This is a genomic window from Acidobacteriota bacterium, assembly GCA_012517875.1.
Taxonomy (GTDB): Bacteria; Acidobacteriota; JAAYUB01; order JAAYUB01; family JAAYUB01; genus JAAYUB01.
Genome location: JAAYUB010000036.1, coordinates 1 through 26,687, shown reverse-complemented (window position 1 = coordinate 26,687; position 26,687 = coordinate 1). Strand labels below are relative to the sequence as shown.

Below are 26,687 nucleotides of genomic sequence, written 5' to 3'. Positions count from 1 at the left end.
GTCCGGCTGCTGGTGAACATGCCCGAGGCCACCCAGGCCAATTTCATGATGGTCGTGCGGGGCCTGCCGCTGGGCGATCCGGGGGAACCGGCGGCGGAAGTGCTGAACACCATCTTCGGCGGCCGCTTCACCTCATGGCTCAACACCGAGCTGCGGATCAAGCGCGGCCTGACCTACGGCGCCCACAGCGGATTCGAATCATGGCGCGGCGCCGGCATGTTCGAGCTCAACTCCTACACTCGGAGCGAAACGATCGGCGAGATGCTGGATATCACCCGGGAGCTGCTCCACAAGGCGCGGCGGCAGGGGTTCGCCGCGGACGAGGTGACCAGCGCCTGCACGTACATCCTGGGCCAGTTCCCGCCCCGGTTCGAGGGGGGCGCCGCCAAGGCTGAAGCGTACGTACGGCTGGCGGCCGGCGGATTGGGTTTCGACCATTACGCCCGATTCCTGAATGCGGTCGGCACGGTGTCACCGGACGCCGTGAACGCCGCTGCCAAACAGCATCTCCCGGGCGACGCCTACGTCCTTGTGGTGCTGGGTAAGGCCGAGGCGATCCGGACGCAGCTGGAAAAATACGGCGCCTTTCGCGTGATCGACGTCAGCGCGCCGGGATTCAATTAGACGGTGAATCGGTGAGTCGGGAGACGGGAGACGTCAGACGAAAAACGTCAGACGAATGGGAAGAACCGAACCGCGAACCCCATGCCGCAAGCCCCGAATTCCGATGTCCGCGCTACGGGAACAAGCCTCGAGCCTCGAGTCCCGAGCCTCGAGTCTCGAGCCTCGAGTCCCGAGCCTCGATTACGATTACGATCACGATTACGAATCACGATCAACTATCAACCATCAACCATCAACCATCAACCATCAACTCCCCATGGCAAATGATCCAGGTCCACATTCCCGCCTGAGAGAATGATGCCCACCCGCCGGCCCCGGAACACCTCGGGGTGCTCCAGGATCGCCGCCAGCGGCACCGCGGCGGACGGCTCCACGACGATCTTCATGCGCTCCCAGATCAGGCGCATGGCCCGGATTATGCCGGCTTCGCTGACGGTGAGGATCCGCTCCACCAGCCGGCTGATGATGGGGAAGGTTTGATCGCCGAGCGACGTGCGCAGTCCGTCGGCCACGGTGACCGGATCGAGGGAGGGGAGGATCCGGCCCGCCTGGAGCGATCGGCAGGCGTCGTCGGCGGCCGCAGGCTCGCCGGCCAGCACCCGGATGCCGGGCGCGACGCCGGTGGCGGCAACGGCCGTGCCGCTGAGCAGCCCGCCGCCGCCCACCGGGGTGATGACGATGTCGAGCGCCGGCGCGTCGGCCAGCAGCTCCAACGCCGCCGTCCCCTGACCGGCGATGACGCGTGGGTTGTTGTACGGATGGATGAAGACGGCGCCGGTGGCCGCAGTCACCTCGGCCAGCGTCGTCTCGCGCGCCGCCAGGGTGGGCTCGCAGAACACGATCCGGCCGCCGTAGCCGGCCACGGCCGCCTGCTTCACCGCCGGCGCCGTGCGGGGCATGACGATGTGCGCCGTTGCGCCCCGCAGCCGGGCGGCCAGGGCCAGGGCGGCGGCGTGGTTGCCCGACGAGTGGGTGGCCACGCCCCGGCGGAGCTCCGCCTCGGACAGGGAGAAGACGGCGTTGCACGCGCCGCGGAACTTGAAGGCACCCACCTTCTGCAGGTTCTCGCACTTGAAGTGGAGCCGGGCGCCGGCCAGCGCGTCGAGGCCGGCGCAGGTGAGCACGGGGGTGCGGTGGGCGTACGGGCGGATCCGCTCGGCGGCGACCCGCACGTCCGCGAGCTTCGGCGTCAGATCGGCCGGATCAACGGTGGACGTGTCGGCAGGTTGATCGTTCATGGGCGCACTCCTCGTTCAGACTGGCGGCAGCATTGTAACCCATGTTGCGCAACCTTCGGACAACCGTCTCCGGTGTGAGCTGCTGCTGGCAAGACGGGTGGAACCTGTTCCGCGCCGATCCGTATACTCTGCCAGTCTGACCATGGGAGGAGCACGCATGATGGACCGTCGCGAAGTGTGCCTCAAGGCGGCGGGCGTTGGGCTGGCGGCCGGATGCCTGGGAGTTGGCGGCGCGGGCGCCTGCCTGGCCCAGACGGCCGCAGGCGAGCCGCCGAAAACGCCGTGTGAGAAACGACTGGAATGGACCGAAAACTGGACCCGGCGGTTCTTCGAGACGCTGGACGGGCAGGTGGACGAGGCGACGCGCCGCCGGCTCATGACCGCCAACGGCCGGGCCTGCTACCGGGAGTCGCACGCGGGCCGGGAGGTCCAGCCAATGCCGGCGGACGAACTCGTGGCCAGGCTCCAGTCCTGGGCCGGGCCGGAAGGCTGTCGTCGAGAGGGCGACGCGGTCTATTTCACCTACAAGGCGGGACCGGACGGGGGCTGCCTGTGCCCGCTGGTGCAGAAGGGGCCGGCGGAACTGTCGCCCACCTTCTGCCTCTGCTCGGTGGGGTACGTGACCCAGCTGTTCGAGACCGGCCTCGGCCGGTCGGTCCGCGTGGAGTTGCTGGAGTCGCTCCGGACCGGTGGCAAGGCCTGCCGCTTCAAGATCGACCCGGCCTGAGGCTGAGAAAGCCGGTCAGCCGGCCGGAGACGCCGCCGCCGGCAGCGCCCGGCGCCCGCCCGCCTCGAACCGGTTGGGTCTTGTCCCAATCTTCACTTGGCGAACGCCCCGCGGGTGTGATGAAATAACCTGCCCAAGCCATGGGCAGGGAAGGATCCATGACCGCAACCCCCGAAGTGCTCGTCACCGTCACCCGCAGCGGCCGCGTGGAATGCCGCCACCGCGGCAGTGTCGCTGTCGTGGACGGCGGCGGCCGCCTCGTCCGCGAGATCGGCGACCCCGGCACGGTCACCTACATGCGCTCGGCCGCCAAGCCGATTCAGGCCCTGGCGGTGGTGGCCAGCGGCGCGGCCGACCGCTTCGCCTTCACCGACGAGGAGCTGGCGGTCATGTGCGCCTCCCATTACGGTGAGCCGGACCACCGGCGAGTGGTGGCGTCGATCCTGACGAAGGTCGGATTGGAGCCATCAGCGCTGCACTGCGGCACCCCGCCGTCGATCCGGGCCGAGATCGCCCTGGCGCAGGCCCGGGCGGGGGAAGCGCAAACGCCGCTGGTGAGCGACTGCTCGGGCAAGCACGCCGGCATCCTGGCGGTGTGCATCCATCGCGGTTTTCCCGTAGCCGGGTATCACCGGCCCGACCACCCGGTCCAGCGGATGATCCGCAACATCCTGGCCGCGGTGAGCGGCGAGCCGGAGGCGTCGATCGGGGTGGGTGTGGACGGCTGCTCGGTGCCGGTGTTCGCCCTGCCGCTGCGACAGATGGCGCGGGCCTACGCGCGGCTGGCGGAGCCGTCCGGCCTGCCGCCGGAACTTGCCGCCGCGGCCCGGCGGATCGCCGGCGCCATGACCGCCCACCCGTTCATGCTGGCCGGCACCGGCGGTTTCTGCACCGCCCTGGCCGCCGCCGGAGGCGGCCGCTGGGTGAACAAGCTCGGCGCGGAGGGAGTCTACTGCCTCGGGGTGAAGGAGCCGAACCTGGGCATCGCCCTCAAGATTGAGGACGGCGCGCTCCGGGCCGTGCCGCCGGCGGCGATGCGCGCGCTGGCGCTGCTGGGCCTGCTCTCGCCGGAGGACGTCGCGGCTCTGGCCGAGTTCGCGGCGGCGCCCAACCGCAACGACCTGGGTGAGATCGTCGGCGAGCTGAGCGGCGTGTTCTCACTGACCGTGGTTTAACCGGGCGAATTCAGATCCAATTTCCCACGAACTCCACGTGAACCAATCCGCCGGTTCCCGGTCGCGGCGTCAGAACAGGATGTGAACCACCAACCAGACGGACAAGGCGACGAGCATGATGATCCCGCCGGCCACTACCGCCAGCAAAATCATGCACCCGCGTTCACCCTGCGCGCTCAATGTCGGCACGCCGTGCACATCGCGGTAGCACTCGTCGTCGTGAAGCCCCTCCCAGTGCCGGCGCGCCTCCTCGATGTCATCATCCGAAGCGGTTTGCGCCGGATCAGTCGGCAGTTCATCAGCCATTCTATGTGTCCCCCTTGGTGGTGGTTCCCGGCGTCAGTGATTCTGTCGGGTGGCCGTAGTCGTTCGTGATAATGCGATTGTTTGTCCGCGTGGTGATTGATGTCGCGCGGGGGAGAACGACTCCCGTGACGCGCGTGAAACGCCGGCCGTCATCACCACGCGCGTATCACGAGTGGCAACGACCGATGAAAAATGATCAACGATCAGAATGACGGTGTCCGCCGGGCGATCCTCATACCTGCCGGCTCAGCGCCTCGGCGAGCCGCCGCCCGAGCCCCAGCGCCGCCTCCTGCTCGCTGGCCTTGGCCAGCGAGCCGTCGGGGTTGAAGGCCTTGTGGGCGAAGGGCACGACCAGCTGGTCCGGCAGCACCAGCACGGTCAAATGGTTGAGGAACAGCCGGAGCAGCATCAGGCTGCGGATGCCGCCGAAGCCGCCCGGCGAAGCGGCCATGAGGACCGCCACCTTGCCCTTGAATGCCATCAGGCCCGGCTCGTCGTCGCTCTCGGCGCGGGAGGCCCAGTCCAGGGTGTTCTTGAGCAGCGGCGTGAAGGCGCTGTTGTACTCGGGCGAGGCGATGAGGAACCCGTCATGGGCGGCGAGCAGCCGCTTGAAGGCGCGGGCGTGCTCCGGCATGCCGTCGCGGTCTTCCAGGTCCTGGTTGAAGAACGGCATGGGATAGTCGGCCAGGTTGACGAGGGTGACCTCGGCGCCGGCGGCCCGGGCGCCGGCGGCGGCGATGCCGACGAGCCGCTGGTTGAACGACTCGGCCCGGGCGCTTCCCGAGAAGGCAAGGATTCTGGGCATGGCGGTGTCCTCCGGTTGGATTTGCCCTATTGTACCGCGAAAGTCCGGCGTCTGATGCGATGTCAATTTCGGGTGAACATTGTCAGGTGTCGCGGTGTACATGCTTGCGCCCGGGGGAACGGCACTGTACCATAGGCGTTTTGTGACACGCCCCGGTGGCGCCGTCGTCCCATTCGATCGCTTGGATGCCGTATGGCCGGGCACTCAGACAACGTTTCGCACCACCAACTGGCCGGCTGGATGCGGGGAGCCGCGGATGCGGTGGTGGTTGCCGTTCCGCTCCTGGTAGTTCCCGGCCTGGCGACGCCGTTCTCGACACCCAAAACCATCGTGATTGCGGCCTGGGCGGCGCTCGGTCTGGCGGCGGTCGTCCGGGCGCGGATCAACCCGCTGGCGCGACTGGACCCGGTGCTGTTCGCCCTTCTGGCCTGCTGGCTGGGGGCCGTCGCCCTGTCGGCCCTGACGGGCGCCGCGGCGTCCCCGGCGGCGCTCCTGGCGGCCGTACTCCCGGCGGCGGCGTTCATCGTGCTGTTAGGATTGCGCCCGGAACCGGATGGGCTGATGCGCGCCGCGGCCGCCGCCGGACTGGCGGTGGCCCTCGTCGCCGTGTTGCAGCGGGCCGGCGCCGATCCGTTCCGCCTGTTCGGGTGGACGGGGCCGGCGGGCGGCTCGGACCGGCTGCGGGTGTTCGCCACCCTGGGCAATCCCAACTTCGTCGCCGCGTGTCTCACCGCGGCCCTGCCCGCCGTTTGGGCGGCGGCGCGGACACTGGCGCCGCGGTGGCGTCCGGCTCTCTTGCTGCCGGGTGGCGCCCTGGTGGCCGGCGGAATCCTCGCCACCGGCTCCCGTGCCCCGGTCGCGGCCGTGCTGGCCTGGGCGGGCTGGACCCTGCTCCGCGGCGCGGCGCGCCGGCCCCGGCTGGCGCTGGGACTGGCGCTGGGGCTGGCGGCGGCGGGTGCGCTCGTGGTGGCGTTTTCGACGGCCCGGCCGCTGGACGAGACCGTGCGGGGGCGCGTTCATATCTGGCGCACCGCGCTGGCCCACGTGACCGAGGCGCCATGGCTCGGCTTCGGCCCGGGCGGATTCGAGCTCTTCTACCCGCGCTGGGAGACCGATCGGCTCGCGGCCGCAGGGACCGACCGGCGGTTCGCCGGCCTGTCGGCTCACGCGCACAACGATTATGTGGAGGCGCTGGTGGACCACGGCGTCATCGGACTGATGCTGTTCGTGGCATTCCCGGCGGTGATCCTGTGGCGATTCGCGGCCGCCCGTCAGGCCGAACCGACCGTGGCCGCCGAGGGAGCGGCCGCCGGGGCGGTGGGTATCCTGGCCGTGGCCTTCGTGGATTTCCCATTTCACCGGCCGACTGAAACGTTTTTCTTCTGGCTCTATCTAAGCATCGTATGCGACATGATCCTATCGTTTCCGACGGCGCCGGTGGAATCGCAGGCGGTCACCCGGCGTGCCGCTCCGGAAGCCAACACAGGAGGACCCGTATGAGTGGTAGTCTGATTCGCAAGGTGGCCGTGGCCCTGGTGGGCCTGGCTCTGGTGCTCGGGTTTGCCCGGGGGGCATTGACGAAGTTTCAGCAGGAGCGCCGGGCGATCGTCGCCAAGGCCGAGGCGGAGCGGGAACGGCTGGGGATCAACGACCGGAAGACGCTGTACGCCAAGTATCCGACGCCGGAAATCGGATTGGTGACCGCGGCCTGCGTCGCTCCCGGCGAGACCGGCGAAGTGATCCTCAAAGGCCAGTTCCCGCCCGGCACCAAGGTCCTGTTTGATTCGGACCGGATCGAGGTGCTCCGGGAGAACATCACGGCGACCGAGTACCGCGCCACGGTCAAGGCGCCGCCGGACATCACGCCGATGTCGGTCCGCCTCGAGGTCATCACCCCGGTGAGCGCGGCCTACACCAATCGGAACAACGTCATTGTGATCACCGGCAAGTACGAGTGGCTGCTCAAGGCCGCCAACGGCTGGCGGATCCGGGCCTTCCTGCTGGAGGACAACCGGTGCCAGTCGGAGAGCGGAAAGATGAAATACACCGTGGAGTTCTATCGCGGCGCAGAGACCAAGCCGTTCGAGACCCGCACCGCGACGCTGCACTACGACCAGTATAGCACCGACAGGCCGTACAACTTCGACATCGAGGAAAAGTATGCCGGGGGCAACGCCCAGAAAGAGATGGAGGAGATCGCCCGCAAGTTCCAGTCGGGCAACTTATCCGATGCGGAGATGACGAAGCTGATGGCCCGGATGGAACAACTCCAACAGGAACTGCAGGCGGAGTACGCGAAGATGGCTTCACCGGATTATGTTCGCCAACAGGAGCAGAAGAAGCAGCAGTTCGGCTGCGAGGACATGTACCTGAAAGTCACGGGCACGCAGGTCGACGGCTACCTGCGATGCAGTGAGAAGGTGGGCAGCGAGATCGCACTCACCGGCACCATCAAGTACATGGGTCGCTAGGGCACCGACGGGCAAGCGGTCGAACGATTCGAACCTGAAGAACGGAAACCGGTCGGGCGGCCGTGCAGGCGCCCGGCCGGAGTTTTTTCATCTTCGGGTAACAGTCAGTGGGGCTATCGGTGAATGGGTGAATAGGTGAATCGGTGAATAGGTGAATGGGAAAGGCAGGACATTGGTGTTGGGAACTGGGATCCATAACCTAGGGCCAAGGTCCCAGAACCCAGGTCCCAGAACCCAGGTCCCAGGTCCGATTTCCGATGTCCGTCAGTTGGGAACGAGCCTCGATTACGATCCCGATCACGATTACGATGACGATGACGAACTACAGCCTGAACATATAGGAAAACTTTACGAAGAAGATCCGGGAGTCGTTGATGAACTCGTCGTTGGTGCGGATCAGCTCCCGGCTGCCGTGCGATTCGATCAGGTTCAGGTTCTCGTGGTCCGAGTTGTACCCCACGTACAGTGCCGTGTTCGGGTGCCACATGTAGGTGAAGAGAAAATCGATGTTGAACCGCTTGGTCTTTTCCAGCGACGAGAGCGTCGTGGAGGGCAGGGTGGTGTCGTACTGGCCGATGAGCCGCAGGGACATCTCCGGTGTGAACTGCAGGTTCCACTTCGACCTGAAAATATGGTTGTTGTAGATGGCGGCCGAGGAGGCGCGGTCGGTGAGGCGGGAGAAGAGATAGGTGTTGTCCACCCGCAGCCAGGTGTTGGGCTGGAGGGTGACGTTCAATTCGCTGCCGATCCGGTTCGCCACCTCGGGCTCGGCGCCTTCGGCCGGGACATAATTGATGCCGGTGCCCCAGTTCAGATCGGTTTCGACGCCGAGCCATGACCACAGGTTGGTTCTGAAGGACAGGTAGTTCCGGCCGTAACCGTAGTCCCGGTCGGCGTCCAGGCTTTCGAACTCGTCGGGGCGCAGGCGCGACCGGAGGAACATGCGGCCGATGCCGAAATTGGTGTTGCCTGCGAATTCCCAGCTCAGTTCGGGGATGAACTCCCAGTCCAGGCGGGTACCGTCGTGGGACCAGTTGCAGTTGGCCCAAACCTCCGGACCCCAGGCGATGAGCACCGGCCCCTCGGGTCGGAAGCTGTACTCGACGTTCTGGCCGATCTGGCGGATGTCGCTCCGGGTGTTGTAGCCCACCTGGGTGTCGTAACCGGGGCTGCGGTCTTCATACTCGAGATAGTAATCGAACGATCGTCCCTCGCGGCTGAGCTCCACCGTGTACGCCGGGCCGGCCTGGGTGGAACCGTCGGGACGTTCGGTGGCGCTGGCCACGCCCTGCATGTCCAGCGCCCAGTTGTCGTTGAGCTTGAAATGAGCGTCGAGGCCGCCCACCCGGTTGAAGCCGCCGTTGAACGTGCGCTGGGTGAAGATGAAACCGACGGACGACTGGTGGAAGATGTCCCGCCGCACCCGGACGATGCCGAACTGCGCCCGTTTGCCGAACTCCGGATCATCCGGATCCGACATCTCACCGGGCGCCTCGTCGTCGGCCCACAGTGCGCCCACCGCCCAGGGACCCGCCTTGCCGGTGAAGCGGATGCCGAACTGGGGATCGATGATCCGCCGGGTGAACACCAGGTTGATCGGGGTGCCGAAGTAGTCGGCGTTTTCGAGGAAAAACGGCCGCTTTTCAGGGAAATACACCTCGAAGCGGCTGTTGACGGTGACCTGGGGGTTGTCCGATTCCACCTGGCTGAAGTCGGGGTTGACGGCCACGTCGAGCACGAGGCTGTCCTTGAGAACCACCTTGGCGTCCACGCCGCCGTCGAATTCGGCCAGGTCGCTCACCCAGTCCGGTCCGTTGACGCTGTCCTCCTCGATGCTCCGCCAGGACCGGAAGACGCCGTAGGGGATGACCTGCAGGTTCCGGCCGGGGGAAATGCCCCGCAGCCCGGTGGCCCGCGCCTGCTGGTTCAGCCGTCCCGAAATCCGGCTGGAGATGCGGGGCCAGAACGCGTTTTCGTTGGTGCGCGGGATCGCCCGGTTCAGGATGATGCCCCACTCCTGCTCGGGCGCGCTGGAGAAACGCAGCGAGCGGAAGGGGATCTTGAACCAGACCGCGTACCCCTCGGCCGTCAGGCGCCCGTCGGAGTACCAGAGCGTGTCGAAGGAATCGTCGAAGTGTTCGCCTTCATTCCAGATGGCGTCCCACTGGATGCCGAAGGGATTGGTCAGGAACATGTAGGCGCGGCGGCGGTCGTTGAAGGTGTCCAGCATGATCTCGACGTTGTCGTCGAGAAAGACGTTCTCGCGACGGGTGAGCCGGGCGCGGATTTTGTCGGGCTCTCGGTCAAAGGCCAGGAATACGACGTAGAGGTTCTCGGCGTCGTAGCCCAGGTACACTTCGGTCCGCTCGGAGAGCGGCTCGCCGTCACGGGGGGTGGCCTGGACGAAGCCCTCCACCCGGGCCATCTCGCTGGCGGCGGCGCCCTCGGGGCGCATGTTGAGGAAATCGTCCAGCCGCGGCTCGGCGCTCAGCCGGGGGATCTCGATCACCGGCGGGGGGGAATCCGGCTGGGCTTTCGCAGTGGTGATCGCGACCGCCAGGAACAGGAACAACCACGAAGAGCGTCGGGAGAATCGGGTGAGCCTGGATTGTTTGTCGTTGACCATGTGCTCCGTCCGGCATTTGTCTTTCTGAGAAGGTGAATATACGAGAATGGAACCTGGGAGTTGCAAGTTTGTCGCACCGATTTTGCGGGGTGTGATCGAAATCACGCAACCGACCGGCAGAGGAGACGGCACCGGAGCCTCTGACGCCGGCGTTGATCCGGCGGCCGTTTTCTGGTATTCATGGCGGCACGTCTTCCGGGAGAGTGACGACCGTGACCCAGCCGGTGATGCGCTTGCGTTTTTATTATCGCTTCGAGGAATTCGCCGAGGCGCTGCGCGTGCTCAAGCGCGGCCTGTTCCTGTGGATGCTGATTTCCGGCGGGCTCACTGTCGTGCTGACCGGCGCGGTGGCCGTCTGGTTCATCGCGCTGGCGCCGCGTCAGTTGCTGGGTTACGCCCTGGGGGTGGCCGGACTGTTGGCGGGGATTGTGGTGCTGCGGCTGCCCAGCCGCCTCGTTGCCCGGGCCTGGCGGGCCAACCCGCAGTTGGCCGACCAGCGGACGGTGCTCCTGGGCGACGACGGCGTCACCCTGCGGGCGGCGGCGCTTGAGAAGACGGCCGGCTGGGCCGATCTGCGGCGCATCTACGAGACGCCCGACATTTACATCCTTTGCCAGAGCGACGATTTCCTCTATATCCTGCCGCGCCGCGCCTTCGGCGGCGAGGGGCGGGAGGCGCGCTTCCGCGAACTGCTGGCCCAGCGGGCGCCGGCGGCGCCCGTCATCGTCCGCCGACGCTGGGTAGCCCGGCGGACCTGATCCGGCCGAACCCGTCGTTCGCCGATCAAGGCGCTGGTGGAATACCCCGCTGGCGGCGTCACCGCCCCGGGATGGCCCGCGGGTGGGTCATCAGCGCCGGATTCAGCAGCTCGTTGAGCGCGGCCTCGTCCAGGAGACCCTGCGCCAGCGCCAGCTCCCGCACCGGCCGGCCGGTATCCAGCGACTCGTGGGCCAGCCGGGCGGCGGCCTCGTAGCCGATGACCGGCACCAGCGCCGTCACGATGCCGGTGGAGCGCTCCAGCAGCTCGCGGCAGCGCTCGCGGTCGGCCCGGATCCCGGTGACGCAGCGCTCCCGCAGCACCGTGGCCGCCCGCTCCAGCATGTCCATGGACAGAAAAATATTGAAGCCGATGAGCGGCTCGAAGGCGTTGAGCTCCAGCTGTCCCCCCTGCGCCGCCATGCTGATGGCCACATCCAGGCCGATCACCTCGAAGCAGACCTGGTTCACCACCTCGGGGATGACCGGGTTGACCTTGCCGGGCATGATCGTGGAGCCGGGCTGCATGGCCGGCAGGAGGATTTCACCAATGCCGCCGCGCGGTCCCGATGACAGCAGCCGCAGGTCGTTGCAGACCTTGGAGAGCTTGACGGCGATCCGCTTGAGCACGCCGGACAACTGCACGTACGCGCCGGCGTCGGATGTCGCCTCAATCAGATTGGGCGCCGTGATGAGCGACAGACCGGTGATCTCGATGAGGCGGGCCCGGACGCGGTCGGTGTAGCCGGGCACGGTGTTGACGCCGGTGCCGATGGCGGTGGCGCCCATGTTCATCTCGTGAATGAGCCGCGCCGCCTCGCGCAGCCGCTCCATGTCCTCGCCGATGGTGATGGCTACGGCGGCAAACTCCTGGCCCAGGGTCATGGGTACGGCGTCCTGGAGCTGGGTCCGTCCCAGCTTGAGCACATCCTTGAACTCCTCCCCCTTGAGGGCGAAGGCATCCTGCAGCTGGCCCATGGCGTCGAGCAGGCGGCGGATCTTCCAGATCGCCGCGAGCTTGAGCGCGGTGGGGTAGACGTCGTTCGTGGACTGCGACAGGTTCACGTGGTTGTTGGGGTGGCAGGCGGCGTAGTCGCCCCGCGGCCGGCCCAGCAGCTCCAGCGCCCGGTTGGCGATCACCTCGTTGGCGTTCATGTTCGTAGACGTGCCGGCGCCGCCCTGGATGACGTCGACGACGAAATCGGCGTTGTACCGGCCGTCCATCACCTCGTCGGCGGCCTGGACGATGGCCGCGCCGAGGTCCGGCGGCAGGATCTTCAGGTCCATGTTTGCCTGGGCCGCCGCCTTCTTGATGGCGCCCAGGGCGCGGATGAGCAGGGGGAACCGGCCGATGGCCACGCCGGTGATGGGGAAGTTCTCGACGGCGCGCAGGGTCTGCACGCCGTAATAGGCTCCGGCGGGAACCTGCCGGGCGCCCAGACTGTCGTGCTCTTCGCGATGAGTCATGGCCGCCTCCTGGGTGATTTCAGACGGCCATGTTTTCACAAGACGGGTCGGTAATCAAGGGGCGACCGGCAGCCTCGGCGGCGAGGCCGCCGGCGGGAGGTTCACTTCTTGTCTTTGAGTTTCTGGGCGACGGCGGCCAGGCCCACCAGGATGAGGCGGGCGCGGTTGGCGGCCGGGTTCTTGCGTTCCGGGTCCATGGCCAGGGCCTGCTTGAAGTCATCGGCGGCTTCCTTGACCTTGCCCAGGCGGAAATGGACTTCGCCGCGGTTGACGTAGATGGTGATGTCGTTGGGATTGAGCTTGGCGGCCTTGTTCAGCGCCCGGAGCGCCGCCTCGTTGTCGCCGGTCCGGGTGTAGAGGGCACCGAGGGCCGACTGGACCAGCTTGTGGTCGGGATCGAGGACCGCCAGCCCCTCCAGCACCTTCTGGGCCGACTCGGTGCGTCCCTGGGTGTAGTACAGGTGACCGAGTTGCAGGAGCCCATGGAACTCCTCGTCGGTCATCCCGGCCACTTCCTTGAACGTCGTCTTGCCGTCGAATTTGCCGTCGATGATCCGTTTGTACTTCTTGTCCGCCATATCTCCCTCCTTACCGCATGATGGTCGGTTCAGCGTCCCGGCACGGACATCCCGTCGGACGACAGGTGCCGTCGGCGAGGGGATTCATTCGCGGCCGTGTCGGAAGGCGTGTGATACTGAAAAAATTGTATCACGATTGCGTGAAACCGGTACTGTTTTTTGACGGCCGCGCGCATCCGGTCCGGCAGCCACCGACAGATGACCGATCCGAAGGGTCGGCTAGGGCTGTTTCGGAGTGGCGGGTTCCAGCTGGAGATCCTGATCCAGCATGATTTCGAGCAGCGTGCCCTTGACCAGTTCCACGTCCTCGCCGCGGGTGGTGAGGACGCCGGCCAGGCCGATCAGGCCGCCGATGGTGGCGCCGAGGGCCGCCCCCTTGCCGCCGCCGGCGATGACGCCCACGACGGTGCCGGCGCCGGCGCCGCCGGCGATGACCGCGGCGTCGCGGCCGGCGCTGTCCTTGCCTTCGTACTTGCCTTCGCGGTCCACGATCTGCCCCTGGTCGGCGCCCACCCCGATCAGGGTGGCGGAGATGACCGTCTCGGCGCCGTACTTCGGCTTCAGGCGCTCGAACCTGAGGGTCATCTCGCCGCGCCCGGAGACGCGGCCGGGGCGGCTCACCGCGCCCACGGTCCCCTCGATGATGGAGCCCTCGGGGATGGCCAGCACGTTCCCCACGAAGAGATCCCGCGCGACCACCGCGGTGAAGGGATCGCCGCGCTGGTTCATCCGCGTGGTCAGGTAGTCGTTGAGCTGGAGGAGCAGCGAAGTCCCGGCGGGCAGCCCCACCGGGCCGGTGGCGGCGCGGCGCGGGCCGGCGGTGCCGGACGTGCCGGCCTGCTGGAGAGCCTCCTCGAGCTGGGTGAACCGCTCGACCACGATGTTGGGGCGCCCGGCATAGCCGTCCTCGTAGCCGCGGCCGAAGCCGTTGCGGAAGGCCATCTGGTAGATCACCTCGTACATCCACTTCTCGTTGTAGCCGCGGGTGGCCTTCTCGTAGAGCGGGTGGGTCTTGAAGTCGCTGTAGCGGTTGTAGCGCTTGTCGTTGACGCCGTTCTCGAAACCGTCGAGGTAGCCGTTCTGGAAGCCCATCCCGGCGCAGGTGAGGCGGAACGTGGTCTCGGTGTCCGGCGCGGCGGTCGGGGCGGCGGGCGCCGCGGTCTCCTGCGGTCCCGCGTAAATCCAGGCGGCCATGGCCGCGACGATCCAGACGAGCCAGCCGTTGCGAACGATGCAGCGTGCCATGATGGCCTCCCGAAAACCGGAATATCCCTTTAACATGATGCACCAACTCCGCCTTTGGTTCAATGCGCGCGTGAGGATGACGGACATCGGAAATCGAACTTCGGACATCGTGCTCGTAATCGTAATCGAAGCTCGAGGCTCGAGGCTCGTTCCCGTAACGCGGACATCGGAAATCGGATATCGGACCTGGGACCTGGGTTCTGGGACCTGAATTCTGGGACCAGGGTTCTGCGACCTGAGTTCCGGGACCTGGGTTCTGGGCCCTGGGCACTAGGTTGTGGATCCCAGGTCCCAGCACCCAGCACCCAGGCCCCACCCATCCCATTCACCCATTCACCACTCCACCCAATCACCGAATTTATTCCACTTTGATTTCGCCGCGACTTCATATTATTTTCAACTGCGGCCGCCATGATGGACGCCGGCGGGACCCGTGACCGCCCACATTATCTCCGGAGGTGACCATGCGTTATGTCGTCCGTATCCTAACGATTGGGTTGATCGTCGTCGCCACCGCCGCCGCCATGGCCCAGGCGCCGGCCCTGGATGCCGAGGTGGAGTCGGCGCTGGGGGCGGCCGCCTGGACGGACACCACGGCCGCCCACGTCCGGCTGCAGCGCACGCCCTGGCGCGGTCCCGACGATCTGTCCCTCCGCTACCGGCTGACCGTGCACGAGGGCGTCTTCTACCTCCAGGCGCGGGTGCGCGACGATCGCCCGTGCTTTGGCGAGGGCGCCGCGCTCGTGTCCGACCACCTGGAGGTCTGGCTGGCGGATCCCGCCGTGGTGAAGGAAATCAACGCCCTGCGGGCCGAGGTGGACGACATGGATGCCGACATGGAGTCCGGCGGCGACGAGGATTCCTTCAGCCGGAAAGTCACCGCCAGCCTGAGCGCCACGCGGCGCGCCCTTAGGCGGCCCCTGGGCCTGACCCAGCTCCGGCTCCACCCCGGTGCGTGCGCCGCCGATCCGGAGCCTGTGGCGGGCGCCGTCCGCCACCTCTTCCGCCCTGAGACGGGGGGCTACTCGGTGTGGCTCCGCGTGAAGCTGGCCGGCGCCATCAGCCGCGGCGGTCCGGAGCTCGGCGGCCTGCTCTATCTCGTGGACGCACTGGACGTGGACGACCCCGCCGCCACCGCTCAGGAGAAGCTGGTGTCTTCCTCCACGAGCCGTCGGTGGGCCGACCCGGCCACTTTCTGGGAGTTGGCGTTCGGCACGCCCGTCCGCCTGCCCATGACCGACGAAGCGGCCCGAATGGCCCGGCTGGTCCCCGGCTACCTGCGCCTGTCCGGAGGATCCCTCCAGTGGGTCACCCGCGGGGAAGATCCCCAGAGCGGCAACTACGGCATCGAGCGGATGCTCCTGCCGGCCCCTTACGTGCCGCCGGTCATCACCCGGCTGGTGGACGAGCCGGACTGGCGCCTGTGGCTGTTCGAACAGCAACTGCTCGCCGGGCCGGGCGAGGGCGTCGTGACCGACCTGGGTGAGCGCATCGGCGCCGCGGGCGGCTGGACCTACGGGCTGCTGGACCGGGCGGCCGGCGACGGCTGCGTGTATGTGCTGCTCTGGGTGATCGGTTGCTCCCGCTGGCCGGGGGGGAGCACCATGTGCGGAGCGGGCACCGAGGGCGACCTGATCTGGCTCTGCCTGTCTCCCGAGGGGAAGGCGCTGACCGTGCAATCGGTGCGCTACGAATCGTGTTTCGAATCCATCGAGACGGAGGAAATGGAACCGAACGGCGGCACCCGGGGGGAGGCAATGTACACGGGGGGCGACGGTGGATGCGAATATGAGTTTCAGCCGGTGCTTCGGGACGGCCGGCTCGCCCTCGTCACCACCCGGTATGGCGCAAACGGCCGAAGTCGGGTCGCGATCCGCTACGACCAGCGCCACCCCGAGCGCGGCCTCATCGTGGAACCGCTGCCGCGCTGAATCCGCCGGGCCCGGCTGCGGATTCGGCCACGGATCGGGGCATGGAGAATGGGTGAATCGGTGAATGGGTGAATGGGGGAGGACCGGGGTGCTGAGTGCTGGGAGCTGGGAACTGGGATCCATAACCAAGGGCTCAGGTCCCGGAACCCAGGTCCCGGAACTCAGGTCCCGGAACCCTGGTCCCGGAATCCAAGTCCCAGAACCCAGGTCCCAGGTCCCAGGTCCGATATCCGATTTCCGATTTCCGATTCCCGATTCCCGATGTCCGCGTTACGGGAACGAGCATCGAGCTCCGAACCCCGATCCCCGATCCCCGATTACGAATTACGATTACGAATACGACGGGCCCGAGACTCCTGTCTCCTATCCCCTCACTGTTTACTGCGCGAGGGTTCGCTTCCCCGCGTTGACACCCCGCGCCGATTCCAGTAGAATCGCCCGTCATTCTGTCACCCGGAGCATCTCATGGAGCCGAAGCACCCGATCGTCGTCACCAGCGCCCTGCCGTACGCCAACGGGCCCATCCACCTGGGCCACCTGGTGGAGTACATCCAGACGGACATCTACGTCCGCGCCCTCAAGCTCATGGGCGAGGACGCCATCTACTGCTGCGCCGACGACACCCACGGCACGCCCATCGAGGTGAACGCGGCCCGTCAGGGCATCACCCCCGAGGCGCTCATCGCCCGGTACTACGACGAGCACCGCCGCGACTTCGCCGACTTCGAAATCCGCTTCGACAATTTCTACACGACCAACTCGCCCGAGAACAAGGAGTTCAGCGACCTCATCTTTTCCGCCGCCCGCGCCAACGGCGACATCTACACGAAGGACGTGGAGCTCACCTACTGCGACAAATGCCGCCGCTTCCTCCCCGACCGCTACGTCAAGGGCCGCTGCCCGCGCTGCGGCGCGGCGGACCAGTACGGCGACAACTGCGAGCGCTGCAACGCCACCTACGCCCCCACCGACCTGGCCGACCCGTTCTGCGTGGTGTGCGGCACGCCGCCGGGGCGGAAGACCTCCGGCCACTACTTCTTCAAGCTGGCCAACTACGCCGAGCGCCTGCGGGCGTGGCTGACGGGCAACGCCAAAATCCAGGACGAGATCCGCAACTACATCCTCACCTGGATCGACGAGGGGCTCCGCGACTGGGACCTCTCCCGCGACGCGCCCTACTTCGGCTTCCCCATCCTGGGCGAGACCGATAAGTACTACTACGTCTGGCTCGACGCCCCCATCGGCTACATCGCCTCCACCCGCAACTACTGCACCCGCACCGGGCGCGACTGGGAGGCGTTCTGGCGCCGGCCCGAAGGGCGCGTCCGCCACATCATCGGCAAGGACATCATCTATTTCCACTTCCTGTTCTGGCCGGCCATGCTCATGGCCGCCGGCTTCAACCTCCCCGAGAGCATCCTGGTGCACGGCTTCCTCACCGTCAACGGCGAGAAGATGAGCAAGAGCCGCGGCACCTTCATCACCGCCCGCGAGTACCTCGACAAGCTGAACCCGGCCTACCTGCGCTATTACTACGCGGCCAACCTGTAGGCGAAGATGGCCGACGTGGACCTGGACCTCGAGGACTTCAAGCGCCGCGTCAACGCGGAGCTCATCGGCAACTTCGCCAACTTCGCCAACCGGTCGCTGACCTTCCTGGCCAAGAACTTCGACGGGGTCACGGGCGACTTCGCCGAGCCGGAGCTCGAGGCCAGGATCCTGGAGAAGGCGGCGAAGGTGATCGGGCACTACCGGGACGTGGAGCTGCGCGCCGCGGTGCGCGAGATCCTGGAGATCGGCGACATCGGCAACCGCTACTTCCAGGAGCAGGCGCCGTGGGCGCTGCTCAAGACCGACCGCGCCCGCGCCCACGCTGTGACCAGCTTCACCGTGAACCTGGTGCGGATCCTGGGGACGCTGTTCAAGCCCATCGTGCCGCGCCTGGCCAACGACCTGGAGCGCCAGCTGGCGCTGCCGCACCAGACCTTTGAGAACCTGGCCTTCGACCTGAAGGGGCACCGGATCGGCGAGCCGGCCATCCTGATCCAGAAGGTGGATCAGGTGGACATCGTGCAGAAGGATCCCATGGCGTCCATCGACCTGCGCGTGGCTCGGGTGCTCGCCTGCGCCTCCCACCCGAAGGCGGACAAGCTGGTGGTGCTCCACATCGACCTCGGCGCCGAGCAACGCCAGATCTGCGCCGGCATCCGGGGGTTCTACACCGACGAGGAACTCACGGGCAAGAACCTTGTGGTGGTAGCCAACCTGAAGCCGGCGCAACTGCGCGGCCAGGAGAGCAACGGCATGCTGCTGGCGGCCTCGTCGGCCGACGCCCTGGGCGTGCTCACCGTCGACGCGGCGCCGGGAACGCCGGTGCGCGTCGCCGACATCGAGTTCGACGGCACTCCCCGCATCGAGATCACCGACTTCCAGAAGGTGACGCTGGAGGCGCGCGATGGCCGGCCCTTTTACAATGGCAAGCCCCTGCAGGCGGCCGGTGCCGACGTGGTGGTGGACCGCGGCGTCGACGGTGGGATCAAATGACGGTGAATCGGTGAGTCGGGAGACAAAAGACGGGAAACGTAAGACGGAAAGATCAGATAAACGGGAAGACAGGAACCGCGAACCCCGAATTCCGATGTCCGCGTTACGGGAACGAGCCTCGAGTCCCGAGCCTCGATTTCGATAACGATTACGAATTACGATCACGATTACGAGACACGATCAACCATCAACGGTTTTAAACCTGCGAACCTGTGAACCTGTGAACCTGCGAACCGAGAATCCAACCCGCGCATTTTTAGGAGGGGAACAATGAGACGAGCCGTCGTGCTGTTGTTGATCGCCGCCTGCTCGGCGGTGGCGCTGACCGCGGGCGGGTACGAAATCGTGATGATCCAGCCGGTCTTCAGCCCGGACACGCCGGACTTCGGCGCGTTCACGGTGAGGGTGCAGGTTCGCAACACCCAGGCCCAACCGGCCGAGGTGGCGGTGACCTGCCTCTACCTGGGCCTGACCCACGCGGGCGTCTATTTCAAGGACGAGCCGCAGGTCGTCAAGCAGTATCAGATGGTCACGCTCGGTCCGGGGGAATCGAAGACGATTGTCTTTGACGAGGGTTTTGCGGGCTACCACCCGGAGACCCTGGGGGAGCTTGTCGTGAGCGTCGCCGGCACGGGCGTCGTCAAGAGTCTGCCGTTGCAGATCAAGTTCCCGCCCGGGAGCCAGGACTGAACGGTTGGGAGTGAGGAGTCAGGAGTGAGGGGTCAGGAGATACGCATCATTCGCAGTCCGAAACCCGACCAGTCGAACGACCCTTCAATCACCCGATCACGGAGGCCGTGGGCAAGCTCTTCAGCCGATGGAGCGAGGGCAACAACCAGAGGCGGAGTCCCTCGTCCTGCTCAAATTGGCACGACTCTCGCTGTGATGGTTTGCGTGGCAAACCGATTGATCACCGCGTCGTTTTAGATTATCCTAGTTGCAGTTCCATCCGGATGAGACGATCGAGGGTGCCGCCGCATCGCAGCGGGGGGGGCGGGTTCCGCCAGGCCCTTCCCGCGATCCGCGGGCTCGAATCCATTCCGGGGGGTGCCACCATGAGACGCGTGGTCATGGGCGGCGTGGTGGTGGTCCTGTGGTTGCTCTGCGTTCACGCCGACAGCGCCCGGGAGGGGCCGGCGCCGCCGGCTGCGGACGCCGTGAGCCGGATCGCCCCCGCCCAGTACGCCGGCATGGTCTCCGTAGCCATGGAGGCCATGCGCCAATTCATCGGGCCCCGCACCGACGAGGACAACCGCCGGTTCGACGCCCTCTGGGCGCCCCTGTTCCATTTCCCGGCCCCGGAGGTGATCGCCTACCTGGAGAAGCTGACGCCGCTGCTGGAGGAGTTCTTCAGCCGGCGCACCGAGGCGGCCCTGCTGCGGGCCCGAATGGAGGAGGCTTGGACGGCGGCCATGGAGGCCGGCTGCTATGGCGACGCCGCGCGAAGCGCCCTCTGCGCCGACGAGGCCCGGCTGCTGGCCGGGGAGCTGCGGCGGGTGGTGGCGCGGATGACGGCCTTGGAGGCGGCGATCCGGGCGCTCGGCGACCCGCCGGACCCGCTGGCGGCCAAGGCCCGGGCGCGACGGCGCAGCGACGATGCGCTGGCCTACACGCGGAACGCGCTGGCTGACCCCGCCCTGCGGCAGATCCAGGCGACTTCGACCGTCAAGGTCGTCGTTTCGGGGCAATTGGTGAGAGAGACATCCGGCCTCGGCCGGATCATCCGCCAGCCCACGGGCTGGCGGACGCCGGTTTGGGACGAGAAATCCGCCCGTGAAAGAGCCCGCAGCGACCGCCAGGATTTTCGGGAGGGCACGCCGCCGGATCCGAACGATCCCACCGACACTTCAGGGTATTTCCTGCCCAACGAGAGGTGGGTGACTAGCAAGCCACTTGACGCGAAGGAACTGCAGCTGGGTGTGCCGATAGATATGAATACGGCCATCGTCTGGAACGGTTTGGAATTTTCCGGGTGCATGGTCAACGAATGGAGCGGGCGGCCCGGATTGTTCGGAGAAAAGAGCGGCATTCATCGACGGACCGTGTGGGGGAGACTGTCGGAGGACGCGCGGACCATTGAGGAACTGGTGTTGGCCGATACGGGCCGGGGCCACGACGGGTCCGATGTCAGTGTCCACGTGATCGGCCTGCAGATGAAGGCTTTGAGCCGCTTCGATATCCGGGAATTCACCTTCCAGTCGGGACGTTGGCGCAAGGATTTCCTCTATTCGCGCCAGATCCGGAGCCGGCGCACCGAGGCGGCGAAAGACGAGGTGCTGCCGATCTTCGTCCATTACGGATTCAAGTATTTCGAATTGGCCGGCCGGCCCATGAAGGAGTCGGAGGTCCTGAAGCCCGCCGACCTGGAGTCCTTCACCGTCACGCTGATGGCCTTCCCGCCGAACCGGCAGGCGGATTTTGCCGAGGAGCGAAGAAAGGATGGGTGGCGCGACGCGGAGGCGTCGCGGGAGGAGATGCTGGCGTGGCTGGCGGAGGGCCGGGACTGGCAGGAAGGCCGCGGGAATCCTCTGGAGGCGAAAGCCCGCCGGTCCGACGGCCGGACAGCGGACGCGGAGCCGGCGGCCGAGGAGGCCGATGACACCGCCGGGCGAATCCGGGAACACGAGGCGAACATCCAGGCCATCGGCCGGTACCTGGAGCGACTGCAGGCGGACCTGAAGGCGGAGCAGGACAGCCGGCAGCCGAACCCGGACCGCATCGCCCAGATCCGCTTTCTCATCGCCTGCCAGCAATCCGAAATCCAGAGCGAACAGGACCTGATCGCCTCGATCCGGACCGGCCAAATCGTGCACACGCGCACCCCCTTTGACGAGATCTGCAGCCGCGAGTTCCGGCGCAAGTGCACCGCCGATGCCCAAGGTCTCAGCGAGGTGGACCGGGAGCGGCGGAACGTCGCGCTGCTCGCCGAACGGGCGGGCGTCTTAGCCCAGAACACGGCGTTCAGCGAGATCCAGTCGATCTACGCCGACGGCGCCGGCCTGAACCCGCAGCGCTGGCGCGCCTTGCGGCAGCGGCTCCAGCGCGGGCTGCAGGCCCAGCTCGAGGCGGAGAGCCGCAGCGCCGACACCAAGACCGAAGAGTGGGAGAACCGCGTCTGGGCCGCCGAGTGGGTCAAGACGGGCGCGGATACGGCCTTCGGCGTCGTGGCCGCCGCGGGGGGATTCACGGTCGCCAAGCTGGCCTATTCGGGGGTGACCAGCGCCGTTGAGAAGGGCCTGGAGCAGTACCTGAACACCGCCTCGCCACAGGAGGGCCTCAAGCACGCGGTCTTCTACGGCTTCAAGGGCGTGATCACGGACTACAGCGACAGCGCGGACTACGTCTGGACCGGCGTGGACGCCTACCGCGAAACGCCGGGCAGTGGCACGGACAAGGCCGTGGCGGTGGCGCAAGCGCTGGGGACCAAGTACGCCATCAAATGGGGCACCAACAAGGCCTCGGAGTACCTGTCCGGGTGGCTCGTGCAGAAAGGCAAGCCCCCGGGCTGGACCACCGCCGACTCGATGGAATACGCCCGATGGAAGCAGCAGCAGGAGTGGGACCAGGCGCTGGTGCGTGACTGGTCGGACACCTACAAGGCGTTTCGTCAGGCCGAGCTGACCCGGGCCCCGGCCGCCGAAATCGATCGCCTGCGGCTTCAGGTGCGGACCAAGTCATGCTCGGTCAACGCCAGCTACGGAGCCAAGGTCATCATGAAGCACCAGGTGCCGCCGGCCCTGAGCCGGGGGTATGCCCGCGAGATGGCGGCGATCCACGCCGAGATGGTGCCCGATCTCCGCACCGCCATGCGGGGACGGGGATTCGCGGGTCGCGGCGGACGCGAGCTCGATTTTCAATCCATCCGCAACGCCTCGAGCGGCGACAGCGTCGGCGTCGACCACGACCTGGGCCTGCGCGAGCAGCCCGATTGGATCCCCGACGCCGCCGGCAAGCTGCGGCGCAACGTCTGGCTCACCCGGGACGGCCGACCGGCCTCGACGATGGAGGCCATGGAGGCCGCGCAGGAGGAGTGGGCGAAGATCTACCGACGGCGGACCGGGTACGACGCGAAAACGTCGTTCGAGACCATCACCTCCAGCCGGCACAAGGAAGCCTACGCCGACCGGGCGTGGATCCGCGGCGATCTGGACCGGGTGGACCCGCGCTGGGCCCAGCAGGCCGGCGACGTCACCCGGGTCAAGGCCCACGAGATGATGTGCAACCAGCCGGGACTGACCCACTTCCAGCGGGTCCAGGAGGCATGCCGGGGAACGGGGAAGGACATCCGTACGAAGCTCCTCCCCGCGCTCCAGAAGATTGAAGCTGACGCCGGGAGGACCATGACTGAGGCCGACCGGCAGCACCACGCCGAAGTCAAGGCGTACTGGACGGAGGTCCAGGACGTCATGGACCGCTTCGGCCGCGGCGAAATCGATCCGCTGGAGCTGTCCCGGCGAATGCACCTCATCTCGGGCGGTCGCGGGGTGCAGGACATGGTGGACCGGACCGGCACCATGATCGAAGCGCTGGGCAAGGAACTCTCGAAGAAGAAGCCGTGAGAGGGGAGGGAAGCCGCATGCCCGTCTATCTCGTCTTCGTCGGCGGCCCCCGCCATGGCGCGTACCTGACGTTTGATGAGGGGCAATCCGTCCTCGGCGGCCGCGCCGAAGAGTGCCAGGTGCGGACCGCATCCGACCAGGCGTCCCGCCGCCACTGCCAGATCAGCTTGCAGGCCGGGATGATCATCGTTGAAGACCTGGGCTCTCGAAACGGCACGTTCGTCAACGGCCACCGCGTCACCCGGGTCCGCGTGCGCGCCGGCGACCGCATCGCCTTCGCCGACGTGGAGCTGGAGGTCCGGCTTCCGGTGGCGGTCCCGGCGCCAGCGGACCCGCTGCAGCCGGCCGCGCCGGCCCCGGCCCCTCCGCCGCGACCCGCCGCAGCCCCCACATCAGCATCCCCGCCGCCGCCTTACCCGGCACCCGCTCCGGCGTCGCCGTCCGCCCGAAAGGGCCGGTACGGCTGCGTCCTGGGCTGGCTGTTCGCTGCGGTCCTTGCGGCGGCGGGAGGCGCCCTCCTCTGGATGTACTGGGATGAGGTGTCGGCGTGGACCGCTTCGCTCGGTGTGCGTCTGCCGGGAGGCGGCGATTACGCGGTGCCGGCGTTCGAGGACCTGTTCGAGGTGACGCGGTACGACCCGCCCATCGACCTCGGCGCCGCCGCTCCGCCCGACGTCGACCGGAGCTCGCCGGAGGCCGTGGCCCGCGCCCTGGCCGCAGCCCAGCGCGGCCGGGACTGGACCGCCTTCAAGGAGCTGCTGGCCGACTTCGAGGTACGGCTGGCCCGGAGCGGCCTGGACGAAGCGGCGTATCGGGAGGCGATGCTGCAGGCGTGGCGGGCCGAGCGCGCCTGGACGAAAAACCGGCTCACCCACCGCGTGGCATATCTCGGCCATGTCCTCCTGGTGCAGGAGCTCACGGGCGCCGATGGTGAAAGGGCCCGGCGGCTGATCGAGCTGCGCGAGGCGAGCGGCGCCTGGCGCCTCTCCGACGACCTGTCACCGGGCGATCCCGTGCTCACACGGCTGTCCGACCCGGAGTTCTTGCTGCCATGACGGCTAGCGGGTTGAAACCGTCAGTCTGCCCGGTCGCACAAGGCCGATCGAACGGTCAGGTGTTACCGAATCTGAACCAGCTGTCCGGGGGTGCCGGATCGTGACGTGCCGGCAGGTGAAACGGAACGTTCGTGTCCCGTGCCCGGTTTCAACCCGGGCTTGAGCGGGTCTTTGGGGCGGTGATGTTCGAGGCTTGGCGGATCATCCCGTATGCGCGATATCGGTTGGATGAGCCGCCATCAGCGAAAATGCATTATTCGGAGCAGGAGATGAAGAAATGAACCGACGGTGTGGCATCCGACGTCCCTCCCGTCAAAGCAGACCGGTGCTTCGACCGCATCGAGCCCTTGGTCTTGCTGTGTTGGTTTTCATCCTCGTGCCGGCTGCCTCTGCAATTCTGGCGGTGGAAAGTTCCCGGTCGGCGGAAGCCCGGGCCGCTTTTCAGCGAGGTGAGTCACTGTATGGTCGAGGCCAGTTCGCGCCGGCAGAAGCCGCGTTCAGCGACGCCATCGTCGCCGATCCGAATTTCGCCGACGCCTACCGCCGCCGGGGCAACTGTCGGAACCAACTGAGGAAGTACACCTCGGCTGTCGAGGATTTCAATCGGGCCCTCCAACTCGACCCGCGCAATGCCAAGGCGTACATGGGCCGGGGCAACGCCCGACGCGCCCTGAAGGATTTTCCGAACGCCCTGGCGGACCTGGACCGGGCCGCCGCGCTCGATCCGTATGATCCCAAGGTGTTTTACAACCGCGCCGCGGTCCGGTCGCTCGCGGGCGACGCCGAAGGCGCCCTGGCCGACTTCGAGTCGGCCCTGGGCCTGGCCGACGAGTCCGACCGCCGGTTCCTCGCCGACGCCCACGCGGGAATCGCGGACTCCCAATTGAAATTGGAAAACTACGCCGCCGCCCGGGCCGCCGCGGACCGCGCGCTCGCTCTGAATCCGGACAACGTCGTGGCCACGTTCACTCGGGCCCAAGTGTTTCAGGCCCTGGGTGACCGGTCCGCCGCAGCCCGGGACTACCGGCGGACGCTGGAACTCGATCCGCGCCATCCCCTGGCGACCAAGCGCCTTGAGCTGCTCGGCGGAGAACAGGCTGCCTCCGCCGGACCGTCCAAGCCGCCCGCAGCGGAGGGAAAGACCGCCGACCAGGCCCTCACCCGCCCCAGCCCTTCCCGCACCGATGCCAAGCCTGCTCCTCCGCGACCGTCCGTTCCGGTCGGAGAATCCGCCGCCCGCACGGTCCCGGCGGACGCCACCGCCGCCACGCCGCCGCCAACCCGGCCCGTGGCCGACACGTTCGAACCGCCCCCGGCCCCACCCCTCGCGCCGCCGCCTGCTCTGCCCGGAACCGAAGACATCGACAAACTCCCCGCCCGCTTCCCGCCGCCGCCGGCTCAGCCGCCGCGGTTTCCCGCGGATGCGCCGTGCGACGGCGCCTACTGGACCTGGGCCGGTGTCCCCTGGAAGCCGGCGCCGGTGAAGCCCGCCGCATCGGCGGCGCAACCGGCCGGCGATCCGGTCAAGCCGTTCGATTTCGATGACTACAGCCTCCAGGCCACCCGGGCCATGGAGTCGGTGCGTCGCGTGTACGGCGCCATGTCGCCGGAGCAGTCGAAGTACTTCGAATCGTTGTGGGCGCCGTTCTTCGACTTCCCCAACGCCCCCGATTACGACTACTTCGTGAAGCTGAATCCGCTGCTGGCGCAATACCTGTGGGTCACCGCCCGGCTCTCCGGCACGGAGCCGGCGTTCGAGGAGAGCATGCAGGACGCCGCCATCGCCGCAGGGCTGGGAAATGTCAATGCCACCCGGGCCGCTGTGGACGCCGCCGCGGGCCAGGCGCGCTCCATGCACGACCTGACCCAGCAGCTGCAAACCGTGCTGGCGGATCTCAACCGGCTCGGCGACCCGCCCAATCCCTTGGCGGAGAAATGCCACGCCCGGAGCCGCCACCGCCAGGCCATCCAGGCGTTGCTGCCCGCCGGCCTCGAGGGGGAATGGATCGGCGAATGGCACAACCTCATCGACCGGTATCCGCTGCCCAAGACCGAGCGCTGCCGGCAGATGCGCGCCAGCTCCACGGAGGCGTTCTCCGGCAGCGCGACGGCCGTCTCCCTGCCGGGTCGGATCTTCCATACCGCGTTCAGCCGCGGCGACATGAAGGCGTTCGCCAGCCGGTTCCCCGGCGTGACCGGCGAGGCGTACGTCCTGTACAACTACGACCGGATTTCCCTCGACGAGGCCCACCAGCGGGACGTCCGGCGCGACGAGTCCGGGCGGGTCGTCTCCACCCTCGCCGACGGAATCCACCTGACCTACACCAGCCACTGCTGGTGGCGCTTCCGCACGGTGGTCTTTCCGCCGCTCGTGAAGGGCCCCGACGGCGTCTATCGGCAGCGCTGGTATTACGGTACCAAACGCAACATCGACCAGACCATCGAAATCCGTGTCACCGGTGACCAGATGACCCTCGACTGGATCGGCCAGATGGGTCGGACGGAGGAAGGGGCGCCCCCCGGTGGCGAATGGTGGGTCTCCGATCCGCCCGGAACCTACATCTTTCACCTGCAGGCCCG

At 67.2% G+C, this 26,687-nt stretch carries 20 protein-coding genes; 13 read left to right on the top strand and 7 right to left on the bottom strand.

Annotated elements, in window-relative coordinates:
- A partial coding sequence (locus tag GX414_05200; GenBank protein ID NLI46485.1) for an insulinase family protein occupies positions 1-624 on the top strand: 624 nt, incomplete at its 5' end.
- A 239-nt stretch (positions 625-863) separates the two neighbouring features.
- On the opposite strand, the gene GX414_05195 is transcribed toward GX414_05200, so the two are convergent.
- A complete protein-coding gene (locus GX414_05195) occupies positions 864-1,862 on the bottom strand; it encodes a pyridoxal-phosphate dependent enzyme (protein NLI46484.1) in 999 nt (332 codons plus the stop codon).
- Between the two features lie 157 nt (positions 1,863-2,019).
- Between GX414_05195 and GX414_05190 the strand changes: the two genes are divergently transcribed.
- Both GX414_05190 and GX414_05185 read left to right on the top strand, forming a co-directional pair.
- On the top strand, positions 2,020-2,589 hold the full coding sequence (locus tag GX414_05190) for a hypothetical protein (GenBank protein ID NLI46483.1): 570 nt from the start codon (positions 2,020-2,022) through the stop codon (positions 2,587-2,589).
- A gap of 158 nt (positions 2,590-2,747) precedes the next feature.
- Entirely contained in the window at positions 2,748-3,764 is a 1,017-nt protein-coding gene (locus tag GX414_05185; GenBank protein ID NLI46482.1) for an asparaginase, read from the top strand.
- A gap of 69 nt (positions 3,765-3,833) precedes the next feature.
- On the opposite strand, the gene GX414_05180 is transcribed toward GX414_05185, so the two are convergent.
- Both GX414_05180 and GX414_05175 read right to left on the bottom strand, forming a co-directional pair.
- Complete coding sequence (locus tag GX414_05180) at positions 3,834-4,070, bottom strand: hypothetical protein (protein NLI46481.1); 237 nt, start codon at positions 4,068-4,070, stop codon at positions 3,834-3,836.
- 232 nt (positions 4,071-4,302) lie between these two features.
- Entirely contained in the window at positions 4,303-4,875 is a 573-nt protein-coding gene (locus GX414_05175) for an NAD(P)H-dependent oxidoreductase (GenBank protein ID NLI46480.1), read from the bottom strand.
- Between the two features lie 192 nt (positions 4,876-5,067).
- Here GX414_05175 and GX414_05170 point away from each other — a divergent pair, with 192 nt between their 5' ends.
- Both GX414_05170 and GX414_05165 read left to right on the top strand, forming a co-directional pair.
- Positions 5,068-6,375, top strand: coding sequence for an O-antigen ligase family protein (locus GX414_05170; GenBank protein ID NLI46479.1), 1,308 nt, complete (start codon positions 5,068-5,070; stop codon positions 6,373-6,375).
- On the top strand, positions 6,372-7,346 hold the full coding sequence (locus GX414_05165; GenBank protein ID NLI46478.1) for a hypothetical protein: 975 nt from the start codon (positions 6,372-6,374) through the stop codon (positions 7,344-7,346). Before GX414_05170 ends, GX414_05165 begins: the two co-directional genes overlap by 4 nt.
- A 322-nt stretch (positions 7,347-7,668) precedes the next feature.
- Here the strand turns inward: GX414_05165 and GX414_05160 are convergent, their stop codons facing one another.
- Entirely contained in the window at positions 7,669-9,972 is a 2,304-nt protein-coding gene (locus tag GX414_05160) for a carbohydrate binding family 9 domain-containing protein (GenBank protein NLI46477.1), read from the bottom strand.
- A gap of 212 nt (positions 9,973-10,184) precedes the next feature.
- Between GX414_05160 and GX414_05155 the strand changes: the two genes are divergently transcribed.
- Positions 10,185-10,730 (top strand): YcxB family protein, encoded by a 546-nt coding sequence (locus tag GX414_05155; GenBank protein NLI46476.1) that lies wholly within the window; start codon positions 10,185-10,187, stop codon positions 10,728-10,730.
- Positions 10,731-10,788: 58 nt separating this feature from the next.
- On the opposite strand, the gene GX414_05150 is transcribed toward GX414_05155, so the two are convergent.
- The 3 genes from GX414_05150 to GX414_05140 all read right to left on the bottom strand — a co-directional run bounded on the left by GX414_05150 (position 10,789) and on the right by GX414_05140 (position 14,018).
- Positions 10,789-12,195: an aspartate ammonia-lyase gene (locus GX414_05150; protein ID NLI46475.1), complete on the bottom strand. Its 1,407-nt coding sequence runs from the start codon at positions 12,193-12,195 to the stop codon at positions 10,789-10,791.
- Between the two features lie 101 nt (positions 12,196-12,296).
- Entirely contained in the window at positions 12,297-12,773 is a 477-nt protein-coding gene (locus GX414_05145; protein ID NLI46474.1) for a tetratricopeptide repeat protein, read from the bottom strand.
- A 219-nt stretch (positions 12,774-12,992) separates the two neighbouring features.
- Positions 12,993-14,018 carry a hypothetical protein gene (locus GX414_05140; protein NLI46473.1) on the bottom strand — a complete coding sequence of 342 codons (1,026 nt, stop codon included), beginning with the start codon at positions 14,016-14,018 and terminating at the stop codon, positions 12,993-12,995.
- A gap of 464 nt (positions 14,019-14,482) precedes the next feature.
- Here GX414_05140 and GX414_05135 point away from each other — a divergent pair, with 464 nt between their 5' ends.
- The 7 genes from GX414_05135 to GX414_05105 form a co-directional block, all read left to right on the top strand.
- Positions 14,483-15,949 carry a hypothetical protein gene (locus tag GX414_05135; GenBank protein NLI46472.1) on the top strand — a complete coding sequence of 489 codons (1,467 nt, stop codon included), beginning with the start codon at positions 14,483-14,485 and terminating at the stop codon, positions 15,947-15,949.
- 465 nt (positions 15,950-16,414) lie between these two features.
- The gene (locus GX414_05130) at positions 16,415-17,500 is read left to right on the top strand and encodes a methionine--tRNA ligase (protein NLI46471.1); all 1,086 of its coding nucleotides are present in this window, start codon (positions 16,415-16,417) and stop codon (positions 17,498-17,500) included.
- 6 nt (positions 17,501-17,506) lie between these two features.
- Positions 17,507-18,493 carry a hypothetical protein gene (locus GX414_05125; GenBank protein NLI46470.1) on the top strand — a complete coding sequence of 329 codons (987 nt, stop codon included), beginning with the start codon at positions 17,507-17,509 and terminating at the stop codon, positions 18,491-18,493.
- 270 nt (positions 18,494-18,763) lie between these two features.
- Positions 18,764-19,183 (top strand): hypothetical protein, encoded by a 420-nt coding sequence (locus tag GX414_05120; protein NLI46469.1) that lies wholly within the window; start codon positions 18,764-18,766, stop codon positions 19,181-19,183.
- 365 nt (positions 19,184-19,548) lie between these two features.
- Positions 19,549-23,052, top strand: a complete 3,504-nt coding sequence (locus tag GX414_05115) for a hypothetical protein (protein ID NLI46468.1) — start codon at positions 19,549-19,551, stop codon at positions 23,050-23,052.
- Positions 23,053-23,069: 17 nt separating this feature from the next.
- Entirely contained in the window at positions 23,070-24,107 is a 1,038-nt protein-coding gene (locus tag GX414_05110; GenBank protein NLI46467.1) for an FHA domain-containing protein, read from the top strand.
- A gap of 358 nt (positions 24,108-24,465) precedes the next feature.
- The coding region (locus tag GX414_05105) for a tetratricopeptide repeat protein (GenBank protein NLI46466.1) at positions 24,466-26,687 on the top strand (2,222 nt) is incomplete at its 3' end.